15 protein-coding genes and 1 pseudogene are annotated in these 16,841 nt (G+C 34.8%); 7 read left to right on the top strand and 9 right to left on the bottom strand.

The window, feature by feature from the left end; all coding sequences use genetic code 11:
• The first annotated feature begins 364 nt into the window (after positions 1 to 364).
• The gene (locus IGQ45_06490; GenBank protein MBF2056862.1) at positions 365 to 1,678 is read left to right on the top strand and encodes a four-carbon acid sugar kinase family protein; all 1,314 of its coding nucleotides are present in this window, start codon (positions 365 to 367) and stop codon (positions 1,676 to 1,678) included.
• Between the two features lie 96 nt (positions 1,679 to 1,774).
• Here IGQ45_06490 and IGQ45_06495 read toward each other — a convergent pair.
• Positions 1,775 to 2,098, bottom strand: a pseudogene (locus IGQ45_06495) (metal ABC transporter permease).
• Positions 2,099 to 2,484: 386 nt separating this feature from the next.
• Between IGQ45_06495 and IGQ45_06500 the strand changes: the two are divergent.
• A complete protein-coding gene (locus IGQ45_06500; GenBank protein MBF2056863.1) occupies positions 2,485 to 3,282 on the top strand; it encodes an ABC transporter permease subunit in 798 nt (265 codons plus the stop codon).
• A 139-nt stretch (positions 3,283 to 3,421) separates the two neighbouring features.
• On the top strand, positions 3,422 to 4,246 hold the full coding sequence (locus tag IGQ45_06505; protein MBF2056864.1) for a glycosyltransferase family 2 protein: 825 nt from the start codon (positions 3,422 to 3,424) through the stop codon (positions 4,244 to 4,246).
• Here the strand turns inward: IGQ45_06505 and IGQ45_06510 are convergent.
• The 7 genes from IGQ45_06510 to grxC form a co-directional block, all read right to left on the bottom strand.
• Positions 4,243 to 5,226 carry a glycosyltransferase family 2 protein gene (locus IGQ45_06510; protein MBF2056865.1) on the bottom strand — a complete coding sequence of 328 codons (984 nt, stop codon included), beginning with the start codon at positions 5,224 to 5,226 and terminating at the stop codon, positions 4,243 to 4,245. The genes IGQ45_06505 and IGQ45_06510 overlap by 4 nt on opposite strands.
• A 432-nt stretch (positions 5,227 to 5,658) precedes the next feature.
• Positions 5,659 to 8,169, bottom strand: a complete 2,511-nt coding sequence (locus tag IGQ45_06515) for an alpha-amylase (protein ID MBF2056866.1) — start codon at positions 8,167 to 8,169, stop codon at positions 5,659 to 5,661.
• 363 nt (positions 8,170 to 8,532) lie between these two features.
• Positions 8,533 to 8,862: a nucleotidyltransferase family protein gene (locus tag IGQ45_06520; GenBank protein ID MBF2056867.1), complete on the bottom strand. Its 330-nt coding sequence runs from the start codon at positions 8,860 to 8,862 to the stop codon at positions 8,533 to 8,535.
• A gap of 129 nt (positions 8,863 to 8,991) precedes the next feature.
• Positions 8,992 to 10,281, bottom strand: a complete 1,290-nt coding sequence (locus IGQ45_06525) for a hypothetical protein (GenBank protein MBF2056868.1) — start codon at positions 10,279 to 10,281, stop codon at positions 8,992 to 8,994.
• A 47-nt stretch (positions 10,282 to 10,328) separates the two neighbouring features.
• Positions 10,329 to 11,657, bottom strand: a complete 1,329-nt coding sequence (locus IGQ45_06530; protein ID MBF2056869.1) for a Mur ligase family protein — start codon at positions 11,655 to 11,657, stop codon at positions 10,329 to 10,331.
• A 13-nt stretch (positions 11,658 to 11,670) separates the two neighbouring features.
• On the bottom strand, positions 11,671 to 12,630 hold the full coding sequence (gene gshB / locus IGQ45_06535) for a glutathione synthase (GenBank protein MBF2056870.1): 960 nt from the start codon (positions 12,628 to 12,630) through the stop codon (positions 11,671 to 11,673).
• A complete protein-coding gene (gene grxC / locus IGQ45_06540; protein ID MBF2056871.1) occupies positions 12,630 to 12,893 on the bottom strand; it encodes a glutaredoxin 3 in 264 nt (87 codons plus the stop codon). Before grxC ends, gshB begins: the two co-directional genes overlap by 1 nt.
• Before the next feature lie 299 nt (positions 12,894 to 13,192).
• On the opposite strand from grxC, the gene IGQ45_06545 reads away from it, so the two are divergent.
• The 4 genes from IGQ45_06545 (at position 13,193) to IGQ45_06560 (ending at position 15,487) form a co-directional block, all read left to right on the top strand.
• Positions 13,193 to 13,681, top strand: coding sequence for a hypothetical protein (locus tag IGQ45_06545; GenBank protein MBF2056872.1), 489 nt, complete (start codon positions 13,193 to 13,195; stop codon positions 13,679 to 13,681).
• A 39-nt stretch (positions 13,682 to 13,720) separates the two neighbouring features.
• On the top strand, positions 13,721 to 14,071 hold the full coding sequence (locus IGQ45_06550; GenBank protein ID MBF2056873.1) for a DUF433 domain-containing protein: 351 nt from the start codon (positions 13,721 to 13,723) through the stop codon (positions 14,069 to 14,071).
• A gap of 284 nt (positions 14,072 to 14,355) precedes the next feature.
• A complete protein-coding gene (locus tag IGQ45_06555; GenBank protein ID MBF2056874.1) occupies positions 14,356 to 14,919 on the top strand; it encodes a TIGR04376 family protein in 564 nt (187 codons plus the stop codon).
• 130 nt (positions 14,920 to 15,049) lie between these two features.
• Positions 15,050 to 15,487 (top strand): single-stranded DNA-binding protein, encoded by a 438-nt coding sequence (locus IGQ45_06560; GenBank protein MBF2056875.1) that lies wholly within the window; start codon positions 15,050 to 15,052, stop codon positions 15,485 to 15,487.
• Between the two features lie 365 nt (positions 15,488 to 15,852).
• On the opposite strand, the gene IGQ45_06565 is transcribed toward IGQ45_06560, so the two are convergent.
• Positions 15,853 to 16,404, bottom strand: coding sequence for an RNA-binding protein (locus tag IGQ45_06565; GenBank protein MBF2056876.1), 552 nt, complete (start codon positions 16,402 to 16,404; stop codon positions 15,853 to 15,855).
• Between the last annotated feature and the right edge of the window lie 437 nt (positions 16,405 to 16,841).

Below are 16,841 nucleotides of genomic sequence, written 5' to 3' on the forward strand. Positions count from 1 at the left end.
GGTCATAGAAAACTATATCAGGGGTATGGAACGTGCCTCTTTAGACGCAGAGTCGCCAAGCTCTACTGAGTGCGGAAGCATGAGGCAACTTGGGGCGAAGAAGCGTCAGAAACGCATTTCTCAGCGTAGCGGAAATGCGTAGTTCATCTAACATTATTTAATTACCACAACTGATCTAATATTAAATATAGTGATCCTAGATTATTAGTAAGAAATTAATTATTGGAACAAAATATCAAAGATAATACTTTTTCTTCTCTTTACCAAAAGGTAGTTGATGAAAGTTTCCCTCTTTGCCTTTTTAATAATATTATTTTTTACAACTCCTATAGGATTCCTCTATACAATCAAAAATTTCATTAACATGAGTCAACAACCAAAAATAATTGTTCTTGATGATGATCCCACTGGTTCTCAAACTGTCCATAGTTGTTTATTATTAATGCAATGGGATGTAGAAACTCTCCGAGATGGTTTACAGGATGAGAGTCCGATTTTTTTCATTCTCACCAATACAAGGGCGCTGACTCCTCAAGAAGCGGAGAGTATTACAACCGAAGTATGTGTAAATCTGCGGAGGGCGCTGGAGTTAGAGAATGTCCAAGAATATGTTATCGTAAGTCGTTCTGATTCTACCCTCAGAGGTCATTATCCCATCGAAACTGACGTTATTGCTAGGGTGATGGGCGCTTTTGATGCTCATTTCCTTATCCCTGCTTTTTTTGAAGGAGGTAGAGTTACTCGCAATGGCATTCATTATTTAATCATAGATGGGGTAGAAACTCCTGTCCATGAAACGGAATTTGCTCAAGATTCAGTATTTGGCTATAGTTACAGTTATTTACCTGACTATGTTAATGAAAAAACCAATGGCAAAATAACTGCTGATGAGGTTGTTTGTTTCACTCTTGATGATATTCGCTCAGGATGTCAAGAAAAATTAAGAATTTTGACAAATAATCAATGTTGTGCAGTGGATGGGGAAAAACAAGCAGATTTAGATCAGTTTGCCCAAGATGTGTTAGCGGTGGCAAGGGATGGTAAAAAGTTTTTATTTCGTAGCGCTGCTAGTATTTTAACGTCATTAGCTGGAGTGGGAAAACAACCCAGCGCCCCTCACCTCATGGCACAATATAAGCCTAATCAAAATAGTGGGGTGATTATTGTCGGTTCTCATGTGCAAAAAACTAGCTCACAGTTAGCTAAACTATTACAAGAACCAGATATTAGCGGTATTGAAATTGATGTAGTCAGTTTAAGGGATAATCCTGACAGTCGAGATAAAATGGTGGAGGGCGCCCTTCACCAAGTGCAAACTATTATCAAAGAAGGAAAAACCCCTGTAGTTTATACCAGTCGTCAAGAATTGACTTTTGCGGATGTTACCACCCGTTTAGCTTTTGGGAAGGAAGTTTCGGCAACTTTGATGGATATAGTTAAAGGTTTACCTACGGATATTGGTTTTTTAATTAGTAAAGGAGGTATTACTTCTAATGATGTTCTTAGTGATGGTTTAAAATTAAAAGAAGCAAGATTATTAGGTCAAATTTTGCCCGGTTGTTCAGTTATTACGACTCCAAAAGATCATCATTTATTTCCTAATTTACCAGTGGTACTTTTTCCGGGTAATGTAGGGGATGAAAATGGTTTAGTTACTGCTTATCAAAGATTAAGTTAATTAGTTATAAATAGATTAGATAAAACTATTGTTGGGTTACGCTATAGCTAACCCAACCTACAAAATAAAAAATACTTTTTCATCACACCCTAGATACTAAAAAGATAATTTTCGGCGCACATACAAACTAATTAAACCTTGATTTGGACTGAATAAAAAACTCAAAATAAATAAAAAAGTAGCCACTAAAACAATAGCAGGTCCAGAAGGAATATTATAATAAAAACTTAAATACATACCACTAATACTAGCAATAACTGCAAAAATAACACCAACAAACATCATTTGATGCAGACGATTTACGAATAAATATGCTGTGGCAGTAGGCGTAATTAATAAAGATAAAACTAAAATAACTCCCACAGCTTTAAGACTAGCAACAATGGTTAGACCAATTAAAATCATTAAGATAAAATCAAGCCAATAACAATGGCTACTATGAGGGATTTTTGCATAAAATTATATTGCAATGGTTCAATTAATAAATCTATCATTTGCGGTGAAGGGCGCTTTGTTTACCTTCTTACTATACCAAAAATGAAAGAATTATGAAAGATTTGTCGAAAACAGGGAGGAGACTTAATTAGGTTTTGCACTCATTAGTGGAGTCGTGAGAGCAAATTGACAATTATGAGGTTTTATTAGCCTCCTGTAGTGTATATTATATAATTTGGTAATTCAACTGCATTTTACAGCAGTTTTCATTTCCTTTTGCTCTATACCAACTAATAATTTATTATAATCAAAGTAAGAGAGCTTTATTCACTAATAAATTACAATATTTATTACTTAAAAATAAACCATATATGACTAGCATAATTAATAATACCCTTGCTATTTTACAAAAAGAATTACAAAGTTATTTTAACTCCCCTTTAGCTTTAATTATTGCTGGAATCTTTTGGTTAATATCAGGGATATTTTTCGTTTTTATTTTATTTAGTCCCCAAGGCATAATACAAAGCGTAGCCCTTCAAGAACAAATAGGAAATAGTGTTCCTATTGATATACCTTATGAATTTATCCAAATTTATTTTGGGGTAATGGGTTCAATTTCCTTATTTTTATTACCCATGTTATCAATGGGTTTATATACTGAAGAAAGAAAAAAAGGCACATTGGAATTATTAGCAACATCTCCTCTTTTTAACTGGGTAGTAGCATTAGGTAAATTATTAGGAGTATGGTTATTTTTTCTAACTATGATTATGCCCATTTTAGTTTATGAAATCATAATTTTTAGTTCCTCAGCGCCCTCCTTCCCTCCCCAAGTACCATTGTTAGCTCATGGTGGTTTGCTATTATTAGCAGGGGCAATTTTATCATTGGGAATGTTTATTTCATCTCTTACTGAGAGTACAATTTTTTCAGCAATTATCACCTTTATTTTAGTTTTATTTCTGTCAATACTGGACACTTTAGCAAATAATTTAGGAGGTAATTTAGGAGAAATAATTAGTCATTTTTCTATACTGACAACGTACGATAATTTTGTGAGGGGAATTTTTGATACAGGCAGTTTGATTATTTTTATTAGTTATATTTTTCTGGGCTTATTTCTCACGGCTCAATCCATAGAAACTTTACGCTACACTAAAAATTAACTCAGTTAATATTCTTGGGGTGAGCATCAAACCTTTTGTTAAGTAAGTAAACAAAATTAATTGTGACTTTTATGCTCCTCAGCGCCCTCCACCATTATGATAATAATTTGATAGCGATTAAAAATATCTAAAATAATTCATGTTTTCAGTATTCATTTTGACCTATAACGAGGAAATAGACATCGCTTCATGTATTGAATCGGCTTTATTATGTGATGACATTATTTTAGTGGATTCTTTTAGCACGGATAAAACTACGGAAATTGCTTCTAATTATCCTATCAAAATTTATCAACATCCTTTTGAATCCCATGGAAAACAGCGCAGTTGGATGCTAGAAAATATTGAGACGAAATATGATTGGGTTTATTTATTGGAAGCTGATGAAAGATTCACTTCAGAATTATTTAATGAGTGTTTAGAAGCCGTTAAAAGTGAGCAATATATTGGTTATTATGTAGCAGAAAAAATGATGTTTTTGGGTAAATGGATTCGCCATAGCGCCCAATATCCACGGCATCAAATGCGCTTATTTAAAAAGGGTAAAGTTTCATTTATTGATTTTGGCCACGCTGAGAGGGAAATCTGTGAGGGAGAAACGGGACATTTACAAAACCCTTATCCTCATTACACTTGTAGTAAAGGTTTAAGCCGTTGGCTTGAAAAACATAATCGTTATTCTACAGATGAAGCGAAGGAAACTATTAAACAATTAGCAGAAAATAAAGATATTAATTGGCAAGATATATTTTTTGGCAAAACGGAAGTAATGAGGCGGAGGGCGCTGAAAGATTTATCTTTAAAGGTGCCTTTTCGCCCTTTACTGAGATGGTTTTATATGTATTTTATTTTAAGGGGTTTTTTAGATGGAAAAGCTGGTTTTGCTTGGTGTACTTTACAGGCTTTTTATGAATATTTAATTTTACTTAAAGTAGAGGAATTAAAAGTTAATATTAATGATTAATTATTTCTGATTTGATCTGCATAGTCTTGTGGTTTTATTTGTCGTAAAATATTAATAATTTTATTAGTTAATTTATGTGGAAAATAGGAAAGTGTTAAGCCAACTAACCCACGTTTATTTAATGGGGTGAAGGGCGCTGATTCTCTGATTAATTTTCTTCCTTCTTGATTTTTACCTGCTTCAATTAATTTTAATCCTAAACTAACTTTCGTTTTTAATACTTTACTTAAACGATATTTTTCAATTTCTTGATCCGTAAAATTAAATCTATTCAAATAATCTAAATAGTCATGCAAATATTGTAATGATTTTTCTGTACTAATTTGTTCATTATGAAATCTGTATTTCATCAATAGAGAAGGTAAATAATACCCAGTTTTATTTTTAACTGCTAATCTTACTAATAAATCATTATCTTCGCAATTTTGTATATTGGGTAGAAGGAAATCAATTTCTTCTAAAACTGTTTTTCGGAATAAAGTTGCTCCAATTTGAATAACTTGATTTATAAAAACTTGTTTTAACAAATCATTAATAATGCCCTCTTTTAGTGTTTCTCTGTGCCATTTTTGAGAGTTTATTTTAGTGGCTTGATCATCTATAATACTTTTATTATCAATAATCCAATGATCTGTACTAACAAAATCAATGTCATTATTTTCTTCCAATATTTGTACTGTTTTGGTTAAAAAATCTTGACATAAAGCATCATCATCGTCAAATTTAATAAAATATTTTCCAGTAGCTTGATTAAACCCTGATCTCATGTTATTACTTTTGCCAATATTTTGGGGATGACGCAGATAAATTAAGCGCGAATCATTGATATTTTTAATTATTTCTGGTGTGTCATCTGTTGAGCCATCATCACATACAATTAACTCAAAATCATAGTAAGTTTGTGTCAATACACTATGAATGGCATATTGAAGATAATGGGAACGATTATAAGTCGGTATACAAACGCTAACTTTTACCATTTTTTATAAATTCTTACTTTTTAACTGACGTTACCCATAATAAACCTTAAAATACTAATTTTTCGTTCGCACTTAACCTTTGAAACTATTAATATCTCGTTTGACTGCGTAACATCAGTTTTTAATTTTGTTTATAGCATTTCTCATGATTATGAGGTAAGGTAACAGCAATGAGTGAATCAATTATGTATCTCTAACTGTGTTACTTGCTCCATGGCAAATGCGATGACCTCTACCAGATCATTATCACCCTCTTTTGTCACTTTCCGAAAACTTTTACCATTCTTGGGTCACAAAACCTTGATTAGCAAAATATTTCAAGACTTTTTAAGTAATAAAAATTATCAGAATTTAAAAATGGCTGAAACTATATCTACTAAAGCAACTCTATCGGAAAGTGACAGATCGGAGATAAATTACTTACTTGTTAGACTAAACACGGGTTAAAAGAATACCTTGGGTTTGAGCTAAAGTTAAACAATTTAACCCCTGTAGATCATCAATATTAGATAACGTAGGAGTAGTTAATTCAATTTTCCACTCATCAGGGTCTAACTGTAACCAATCTAGCAAATTAATTTCTGATGTTTGCCCTTCCAAATTAACCACCATAACAACTTTTTCCTCTGGGTCTTGTGGATTAGAGCGAATACCATAATAAATAGTAGCGTCACCCTCTTGAATTTTATTAAAACGATCACCACCGTTTAAACTTGCCATTAACCAAGGATGACTACGGCGAAATTGTCGTAAAGCCAAATTATACTTAGTCAGCGCCCCTCGCATCACCGGAATATAGTGGGAGACATTACAAATATCAAAACAATCCTCCATAAACATCAGCGCCCAATGTTTCAAACCGTCAATATCGAGATTGTCGCAAAAATCTTTTAAATCTCCTTGCTTAATTTTTTTGAGAGTTGTTATATCACAAGCATCATCATCATCAAAACACCCTTGAAATACTTGGGTAACTTCCTGTAAATCATAATTACGAGCGATCATCGTATCATTAAGCGCATGGGTAAACTCTCGTAACTGATCCAACTTGTGAAAACCTAAAGCCTTGAGACGGCGAAAACTATCTTTTTTACAGTAGCGCTCTTCTGTCATTTGCCAATCGAGAAAACCCACTTCTTCCGATACCACTTTCACACCATATTCCTCATCAGTGTTACGGAAAAACATCCAAGGAGTGTGCATCAAAACATTAATAAAATCCATGGGTAAACCCGGACTAAAAGCATATACCCACATGGTGAGAGCAGGATTATCATAGGCATTGCGAATCACATCATTAAGGGTATCTCCCAAGCGCCAATTAATCCCTAAACTTTTATTGACTTGAGAACCACGTCTCAGGGTATCATGATTACCGCAACCAGTGATCCAATTTTGTCCCTGATACATCACCTCACAAACCCTTTGCCATTTATGGCGCCAAAAACCTTGCACTGCTGGGGTATTGTGAGCAAAAATTAAAGGGCCCCACTGGAAAGAATCTTCCTTGAGATTGATTAAATCCATGTAAGTTGACTTGGTTTCCCAACCATCCTCAGGCCACGGGCGCCCGTCTTCAAAAATCGTAAATAGTCGTCTTTGATAACCGTTAATGTCTTGTATCAAATCACTCATGGCAAGAAGATATTGGTCATCTTGTTCTATCCTACCACTGAGAGGATTAAAAAAGCGAAAATCTTGACCACCGTCAACCCGAATGCCATCAGCGCCCGTGTTAATTTTTCTTCTTTGGGTTTCTAGTAAAATTGATCTCACCATCGGTAATTGATGGTTTAAATCCTGACCATACATATTAGGTCCTTTAAAAAATTGATTATTGATAATTAGTTCTGACTGATTGTCCGCATGACCATAAACCAAGTCATAGATTAAGCTGATGGGTTGTTCTGGAAAGTTATGTAATACACCAATAAAATCATATAATTCATCAGGTCGTAAACTACCGAGCATGGAAGGGCTAACGGCGGCCGCCCCTAAAATCGGCACGTCATAGCCCCATCCTTGGGTATTAGGACGGGTTAAAGTAACGGTAATATCAGGGATGCTATGAAAAAAATCGTCTCCTTCAGGGGCGCTATTAGGTACAATCCCGCAACATTCTTCGCAGATGTTAAACAATAAGCTATCTTGGCTCAAGTCTTGGCGATATTCGATAGTCGGTTCGATGGGTAATAGTTGCAGGGCATCGAAACCGATATAATTTTCTTCGTAGGAAGTCAAGACTTCATCTTGTTGGATTTTCTGGGCAATGCCTTGATATAGTTCCGTTAATCCTCTGATTGTACCTTCTTTGGTGGCTGTGCCGACATGGAGTTGTAAAATGTTGACGGGCGCACTCTGGCGCGGTATATTTTCCGAATCAGTAGAGCCATGTTTTTGGAAGTATTCTAGGTCTTTTCTTTCCCGTTGTAGTTTATTCATATCATACAATTCCGCAGGGGCAAAGATACCGAAAGGCAAGGAGTGCGCTAATACGTCTCGGATAATTTCAATTTGCCCATAGGGATTACGGTAGCGCAACCAATAAAAAGAGCCTAATTTGTCTCTTGTACCTGCTTTCATGCCTTCAATAACACCCCAAAAAAATTTTCCTCTTTTTTGTAGGAAAACACAATCTCGGCGCACTTTAATAGTGGGTAAATCCTGTTGTAAAATTTCTTCTACGTTAATATCTTCTTGGGGAGTAAATACTTCTAAATAAATCTCGTTGAGGTGCATTACTTCTCGCATTAACTGCGGAGTCCAAAAACCAATTTGCGTTAAGCCATCGTCACGGTGGTGGGCGCCTAAATAGGTGGCTACCAATTGATTTTCTTGAAAAATAGTCTCTGATGATTCTTCAATCTCGATAATTTTTTTCAGGAGTTCTTCGGTTTCTGATTCCACTAATTTTAGTTGTGGTTTGATTACTGTTTTTGTCATAATACCTATACAATTTAAACATCAATGAGTTGATGATAATAAAATCATCGATTCTACAATTTTAGGTAGAAAAAATCTTGCTCTCAGTGTAGCAAATTATCCCATCGCTCCAAAATTAATCTTTATTCAAAAAGTTAAAAACGAGCAAAAACAAAAATATTTAGGCAAAAATAGCATTAAATTAAAAAGAGAAAATAATAGATTATTGCTGTCAGATGATAAGCTATAGCGTTTTTCATGATAGTGAGGTACGCTGATTATTCTCAAGTCCCCCTTTTTAAGGGGGATTTAGGGGGATCTTCTTGTGCCTAATCTTTACAATAATTGCTCTATATAATTGTCAATTGTCCATTACCCTCACGACTACACTTTTTCAGCACACCCTAAATATATCACTTCATCAAGAATATTATTTTTGAGATTTATTTTTAAACTATCTTTAATAACTAAATCAACTTTTATGCCTAATTTATCAGTAAGTTTATTTTCTAATTGACAAAAACCTAGCAACCCAAAATCAATACTAGAAGAAAACTTGATCAAAATATCAAGATCACTATTTTCTGTTTCTTCTCCTCTAACATAAGAGCCAAAAATTCCTATTTCTTCTATTTTATACGGCTCTTTTATTTGCGGTATATATTCTTTTAAATTACTTATAATTGTCTCAATTTTTGGATTTGATTTCATCATTTAATCTATAAATAATATTAATAGAAAATAATTCTCCCCTCGCCCTCTGGGAGAGGGGGTGAGGGCAATGCGAAAGTTTTTTTTTGTTGGGTTTCGTTACCTCAACCCAACCTACAAATTATTTTATGATTAAGAATTGGGTTGTAATTTCTCATCAGGTTTAGGTTTTGATTTTTCCTCAGATTTAGGTTTTAGTTTTTCTTCAGATTTAGGTTGAAATTTACTATTAGACTTGTTTTTATCAAAATTTCGATCTTTTGGCACTGGTTTAATGCGTGGACAAGCATAGGGAATAACTTTTTGTATCTTTAAAGTATCCCCTTCTCTGCGACAAAGCAGTTTATAAACATAGCCACTCCACAATTTTTTATTTTTGAGCCATTCTTCAGCATTATTAAAGGTATATTTGAATTTTTTGATAAATCCTGTTTCTTTGGCTACCGTGCGAATTTCTTTCATTCCCATGGAACGTTGTACGGTAAGATTCTTTTGTAATGTCCATAACCCGATAAATTCCCATGTTTCCCAGCCTTTTTCGTTGGTGGGCATATTTAAATCCCATGCGATAATTTGTAATGCTACTAATTTATTATCTTGCATTTTCGGATAACCCCGAAACCAGTGCGCCCCTAAAATATTCGGTTGATTGAAGGCTAACCATTTTAATTGGCTGCTAATGAAGGTGGCTTGAAGGGTGCAACCATCGGGCAATATTAAATGATGGCTGTCGTTTTTGTCAGCAGGTGGCACTAAAATCCCCTTCACTTCGGCGATGGCTTGATGGCAACCGTTTCCTGCTAAGATTTTATATCTTTTCTTTTCTTCTTCTTTTTCTACGGGCTTATTTTTTTTCTTTTTCTTCTTTTTAGCTTTTGTTTCTGCTGATTTTTCTTTATCCTCCGCAGTTTCTACTGTCTCTGTTTTTTCTCCATTTTCTATTACCAAAGGTGTTTCTGTTTTCTCTCCATTTTCTATTACTGAAGGTGTTTCTGTTTTTTCTTCAGTTTCTACTACCGAAGGTGTTTCTGCTTTTTCTTCATTTTCTACTACCGAAGTTATTTCTGTTTTCTCTTCATTTTCTATTACTGAAGGTGTTTCGATTTTTTCTTCATTTTCTATTACTGGAGGAGTTTCTGCTTTTTCTTGATTTTCTATTACTGAAGGTGTTTCGGTTTTTTCCTCAATTTCCTGAGAAGTTACTTTTTCAATTTCTGCTGGTTTGTTAACCTCATTGTCTAAAATATTTTTTGGGCAACAAATTCGACAGGGTGTCGCACCGGTTTGAAGGGCGCTGGAATAGGATTCCATTTTTTGCCATCCTGTGGTGTCTGGTTTGTAGTGACGGCATTGATTGGAGTGAATTTTATTGCTAGATGAAATGAAATAGTCTGGGGTGAGGGGCGCTGTTTTTTCTTTCATTGACTTTATGATAAAAATAGTCGTTATAAGTTACTTTCTAAGATACCTCATAAAATCTCTTTACCTAATAAAATTTTTCTCACTTCTAGCATGGCTGAATAAGTGGGAATTATATACAATGTTTCTCCTTCTGGGGTAAGGTGGAGGGCGCTGGTGATAGCTTCTGCTAAGTTTTCTTTCACTACTAAATTAAGATTATTTTCCATGGTATCCAAACTATATTTTAATCTTAGTGCCATGTCATAAACTCGATCACCGCTTACCACTATATTTCCACCTAATTCGATTAAGTCTTCTGTATCCACATCCCAAATCCATGATACATCTGTACCATCAGGAGTACGATCATTTAATGCCATCATGGTAGTGCCGTGGGGATTCACTTTTTTTAAATCTTTTACTGCCCTAATAGTTTCATTCATCCCTACGGGATTTTTTGACAATAAAATGCGTATTTTTTTATTATTAACGATTAATTCTTCGGCTCTACCAAAAGCCGGTTTAAAGTTAGTTATAGTTTTATTAATAATATCTTTATCAATACCAATGGATTGAGCTAATACTACTCCAGCTAAAGTATTATATTTATTGTAAACGCCGATTAAAATTTGTTGCCATGCTCTGCTTTCTATGGATAATTTACTTTTAGTAAAGTCACATTTTGGACAGTCAAAATCACCTAAATGAGATAAGTAAAATCCTTGATAATTAAGGGAATGACCACATTTTGGACAATAAATAGAATCCACTGCATGGGGAATTTCTGATAAATATAAATCGGGTTCATCTAAGCCAAAATATAAAACTTTTTGGGATAAATTTTGACCGAAATTACAAAGGGTTGGATCATCTCCATTTACTACAATAGTAGTCTCATTGGACAAAGGAGAAATGGCTTTTTGCCATCGATAACTGATGGTGTCAACTTCACCATAACGATCTAGTTGATCTCGAAATAAATTAAGGGCTAAAATATGGCTAGGAGAGCATTCTTTTAAAACTAAAGGTAATATATTTTCGTCCACTTCGAGGATGGCATAATCTGCGTTAATGTTGCCCCATAAGTCACAGTTATCCATTAAACAGGTAACTAAACCATTAACCAGATTAGCGCCCGTCCCGTTGTGAATAACGTTAAAATTAGCATTAGTTAAAATTTCTTTTAAAAATAGGGATGTGGTGGTTTTGCCATTGGTGCCAACCACAAGAATAACACCCTGTTTAATCTGTGCGGATAATACGGCGAAAAGGCTAGGATGGAAGCGTCGGGCAATTTCACCGGGTAAGACACTACCAGCGCCCTTCCCCGATAAACGTACTAACTGGGTAACTATTTTGGCGGTGGCAACTGCAAAGGCTAAACGTAAATTGATCATTTTACCATCAGGTTTATAACTGCTCCAAAATTTTAATGGTTTCTTGACCTAAATTCACCCCATGAAGGCGATCAATTTCTCGAATACCTGTAGGACTGGTAACATTAACTTCAGTGAGATAACCGCCAATCACGTCAATACCCACAAAAAATAAGCCGTCTGCCACCAATTTTGGTGCTACCGTCTCACAAATTTTCAAATCTTGGGGAGTAATTTCCGTTTTAGCAACTCTACCACCCACTGCCATATTGCCCCGAAAATCTTTCCCAGTGGGAATACGATTCACAGCGCCCATCACCGCACCATTAACTAAAATAATTCTTTTATCCCCTTCTTTCGCTGATGGTAAATACTCTTGTATCATTACCGGTTCTTGTCCTTGTTTAGTGCTAATCTCGATGAGAGAATTAAAATTGCGATCATCTTCTTGCACAAATAAAATACCTTCTCCAGCTTTCCCCCCCAAAGGTTTTATCACTACCTGCTGTTTCTGTTGCAGAAAATCAGCGATAACCGTTTTACTTTGACTAACAATAGTGTCAGGGATAACCGTAGGAAAATTGAGGGCATATACCTTCTCATTAGCGCCCCTAATCCCCTGGGGAGAATTAATCACCTTCGTTTTTTCGGGGTTGACTAAATCGAGAATATAAGTAGCATAGAGATAACTGGTATTAACCGGTGGGTCTTTACGCATAAAAACAGCATCAAAACTTTCTAACGGCAATAATTCCAGCTTTTGCACCTCATACCAAGGGGAGGGCGCTTGCCATATTCCCCCTACCAACTCCACAGGATAAATGTTAACCTGACAAGTCTCCCCATAAGCCTTATTGTCAATGATACTTAGCTGATTTAGGTAAGTAATCCAAATTTCATGTCCAAGGTGGAGGGCGCCCTCCATCATAGCCACTGTGCTATCGTGGGTAGGGTCTAGCTTATTGATGGGATCGATGATAAATAATAATTTCATTAATTGATACCTAATAACGAGTCAAGTTTTCCTGCTCTTTCTAAAGCATGAATATCATCACATCCGCCAATGTGTTGGTCGTCAATAAAAATTTGAGGAACACTGGTTCTACCATTTGCCCGTTCTGACATAGCCATTTTACCTTGACGATCCCCATCAAGACAATATTCAATAAAATCAACATTTTTCTGTTTTAACAATCCTTTGGCACGGATACAAAAAGGGCAGGTACTCCAAGTATAAATTTCGACTTTAGCACTCATAATAGGCTCAATAATAGCTAATTTATTTATAATCATATCATTAGAAAGAGTCAAAATGACAAAGGGCAAAGGTAAATCTAAACATAGTTTAGGCTACTATTAAATTTACTCACGTCTTATCAAGAAAAGGTTTTAAACCTTTTTCTATTCGATAGTTTTGCCTAAAAACTTACGGTGAGATGATAAAATTTTATAGTTGTCAATTATCCATTATTCTAATAACGCCATTTTTTCATCAACATCTATTCAATAGTATCCTTAAAAAAAAGTATTTTCTTAAAAAAATCAATTAAAATGCCATGAAAAAAATAAAATATTTAAGTCTATTTTTAGCGGTATTTTCTCTTTCTTCTTCTGCCGTGAATGTGAAAGCGGAAACAGAGAATCCCGAAAGTTTTAGTCAATGTGTGATGAATTTATATAAAGGTCCTTTTACCTCCACTCAGGCAACAGAAAACTGCTTAAATGCGTTTAAAGGAAAACAACCCAATGAAGGATTTAGCACTTGTGTAGAAAGATTATATAAAGGTCCTTTTACTTCCCGTGACGCTAACGATAATTGTCAAAAGGCTTTTACTAATGCTAACACCACGGATGATGATTCTAATGTAAAAACTCGCATTCGGCGCACTGGTGGTACAAGTATTATCGTCATACCTGATAACTCTAAACCCGTCAGACGCACTGAAACCCAATGTATTCATAAAATTTTCGGTAATCAATGGCCTGATATTCATTGTAGTGGTGGTAGTTCTTCTTTTGAACGGCGCACGATTTATTTAGATTGATTTAAGAATTTAACTTTTTCTAATTTTAACCGTTGAAAGATGAATAGTAAATTAATTGAGTCTTTGGTGCAAGTTATTGAGTCTTTACCTCAAGACGATTATCTTTTGTTTCAAAAACAATTAGCTGTGCGTAGTATTCAGAAAATGCCCGGAATCTGCGGTGGTAATGCGCGTATTCGTAATACTCGTATTCCTGTTTGGACTATCGTTTCCTTGCAACAACAGGGCGCCGATGACACAGAGTTATTAGATAATTACCCTAGCTTAACTCCCTTTGATTTGTTAGCAGTTAAAATGTACTATATCGAACATCATCAAGAAATAGATACTATTTTGGCTAATTATGGGGATGATGAATTTCGGGAATTACAGGGAGAGTTGATTAAATGATAGAGGGAAAATTCCTTACAGCAGTTTTCATTTCCTTAAACCACACTTTGGATTATTACAAATACTATCTTTGCGTCTTTGCGCATCGAGGCGAGACACAAAAAACGTGGTTTATTCATTTGAAATGCGCTGTAATTTTTAGAGCAAGGGAGGGTATAAATTTGACAATTAAATTGGCTCAACAAATTTTTGTAATTCGCCAGTATCAAAGATAGTTCACTACGAGATTGATCTGGTATTTTTAAGATATAGCGATCCTCAATTATTTATTATTCATTAAAATTATGGGTTTATTTGAAGATTTTAGTAGTTTTTTAGAGTCTCGTTTAGAGGAATTTCTTAATAATAATCCTCAGCTAAAGTTAGAAGTTTTACGGGATGAATTGAAACAACAAGAAAGGGATACTCTTAAATTAATTATTGATCTACAATCACAACAAAAAAAAGCGGAAACTGATGTAATTGAAATTGGTAAAGAAATTCAAAAATGGCATCCTCGTATTGCCAAGGCGAAGGGCGCTGGGCGATTAGACTTAGCTAAAGAAGCGGAAGAAAGGGAAATTAATCTCCTTTGTCAAGGTAAATTAGCTTGGGAAAAAATGGAAAATGCTAAAGCAAAAATTAAAGAATCAAAACAGTTATTAGCTTCCATTGAACAAAAACAAAAAGAAGTTAATCTAAAAATTAAAGAATTAAAAAATACTCAACAAAGTAATTATAGTTATTCTCCTTTTAGCAGTAGTGATACTATTTATAATAGCTATTCTACTGATTCTTTAGACCCTTTAGAAGAAAAATTTGCACAGTGGGAAATCGATCAAGAATTAAAAACCATGAAGAAAAACTAGTTTATCGATGAGTTTGAGAAAAACAAATCTAGCAAAACTTTTTTTTGGAGATTTTCAGAAAATTACTGTTAACGAAAGCAAAAATATCAGTACAATATAACTAACTTGGAAAATTATTAGATAAATTTATATGAATAGTTGCGTTCTCATGGCAAAAATCATTCGTAGTCCTCAACTGCGATATATTCAGGATAGTCAATTACCTATTGCTGAGATGATGGTAGAGTTTGACAGTATTTCTCCTAATAATCCTCCTTGTACCATGAAAGTTGTGGCTTGGGGTACATTAGCAACGGAAGTAGAACAAACCTATAAAGAAGGTAATGAGGTAATTTTAACGGGGCGTTTAAAAATGGCTCTTCTGGAAAAGCAAGGCTATAAGGAAAAAATTGCTGAGATGACTATTTCTCACATTTACCCTGTCAGTACAGATAATCCGACACCTCCGCCTAATAATGTTATTAGTTTGAATACTTCCTACAGTGATGACGGAGGGAGTTTAGAGCCTGATTACAGCGATAGTGAAGAGATGATTTCTGAGAATAATTTAGACAATATTCCTTTTTAGGAAGATTTTTTCTTCTAAAGTCACAAAGCTATCATTATTGATGACAGCAGGGGAAATAATCCCTAAACCTTGATTTATGGTTAGCGTTGCTTAAACCCCCCCCTCTTCTTAGTAAGCAGGGTGTTTTCAAAGTCAGGATCGAAATTGATTTGTTTTTGACAAGAAGACAATATAAGGATGATCCCCCCCAACCCCCCTTAAAAAGGGGGGAGATTCAGGGAGACAGGAGGATTTTTTACTATTAATTGATTTATTAGTAGTTAAAAACCTCTGAATTTCAGATTATTGGCTAGTTTGAGAAACTAACATTTTTGAGAATGAAAACGCCCTGCTTAGTAAGGGGGGAAGGTGGTAAGAAGGATTTTTTAGTTACTGGTTTGAGAAGCAAACATTTCTTTTAGTTTACTTAATTCACTAGCCCAACGAGGATCAGGTTGTACGGAATCAGCAACAGATACTGATTTAGTGCTATCTTTTGAGCCTGTTTTACGAGTTTTTTTGGCTTTTTTATTACGACGACTGGGTTTAGAAGTGTCTTTCTCGGCGGTGATGACGGGCGCTGGATTTTCTCCTGACTCTTCTGCTTCTCCTTCAGTAGAGCGATTCTCCGTAGATTCTTCCCCTTCTCCTTTGTTACGAGGTAAGGCTTTTTCAATCAATAATGTAAATTCCTTGCCTTCTTCGTCTTTGAAAGGTTCACCGTTATAAATTAAAGTTTGTTCGTTATATTTATTAATAAACTCATCGGCAGCTTCATCTGTTGGCACAGTTACAAATCCAAAGCCACGACATTCATTTTTTTTACGCTCTTTAATTAGTTTGGTGGTAAAGGGAGTTTCAAACTCGCTAAACATTTTTTCTAAGTTTTCTTTCTCTAATTCTGCTTTGGGTAATTTGACGTAAAGACGTACAGACATTTTATTTCCTCCGAATGGGATATACTGAATTTTTTATATATAGTGATGAGGACAAATTAGCTTGAATACAGACAACAAAAAAGTTAGTAGGTTGATATTTACCACTAACTCTCGGTTATCTTGCTATTTTTAATTACTTCGGCTAGGTTTGCCTCTAATATCATTTCTTGTATTTATGCTAACTGTAGGTTAAATTATGACCAGCAATCATTGACTAAATATTAGCATAATTACTGTTTTTCTCTTTTCTCCTCAGAAATTTATCTTTCTAGTTATGAAAACAGATTAGGTCGAATTTTTTTCACACCCTCTATGGTAACAGATTAGTTCACAAAGGTTAATAATATTTTGTGGAGGGCGCCCTTCACCCTTATTTGATAAGAACTTTATCTCCATCAGAAGAAATGGTTGAAGATATACTCGCCATCCTCCACTGC

The sequence above is a fragment of the Cyanobacterium sp. T60_A2020_053 genome (genome assembly GCA_015272165.1).
Taxonomy (GTDB): Bacteria; Cyanobacteriota; Cyanobacteriia; order Cyanobacteriales; family Cyanobacteriaceae; genus Cyanobacterium.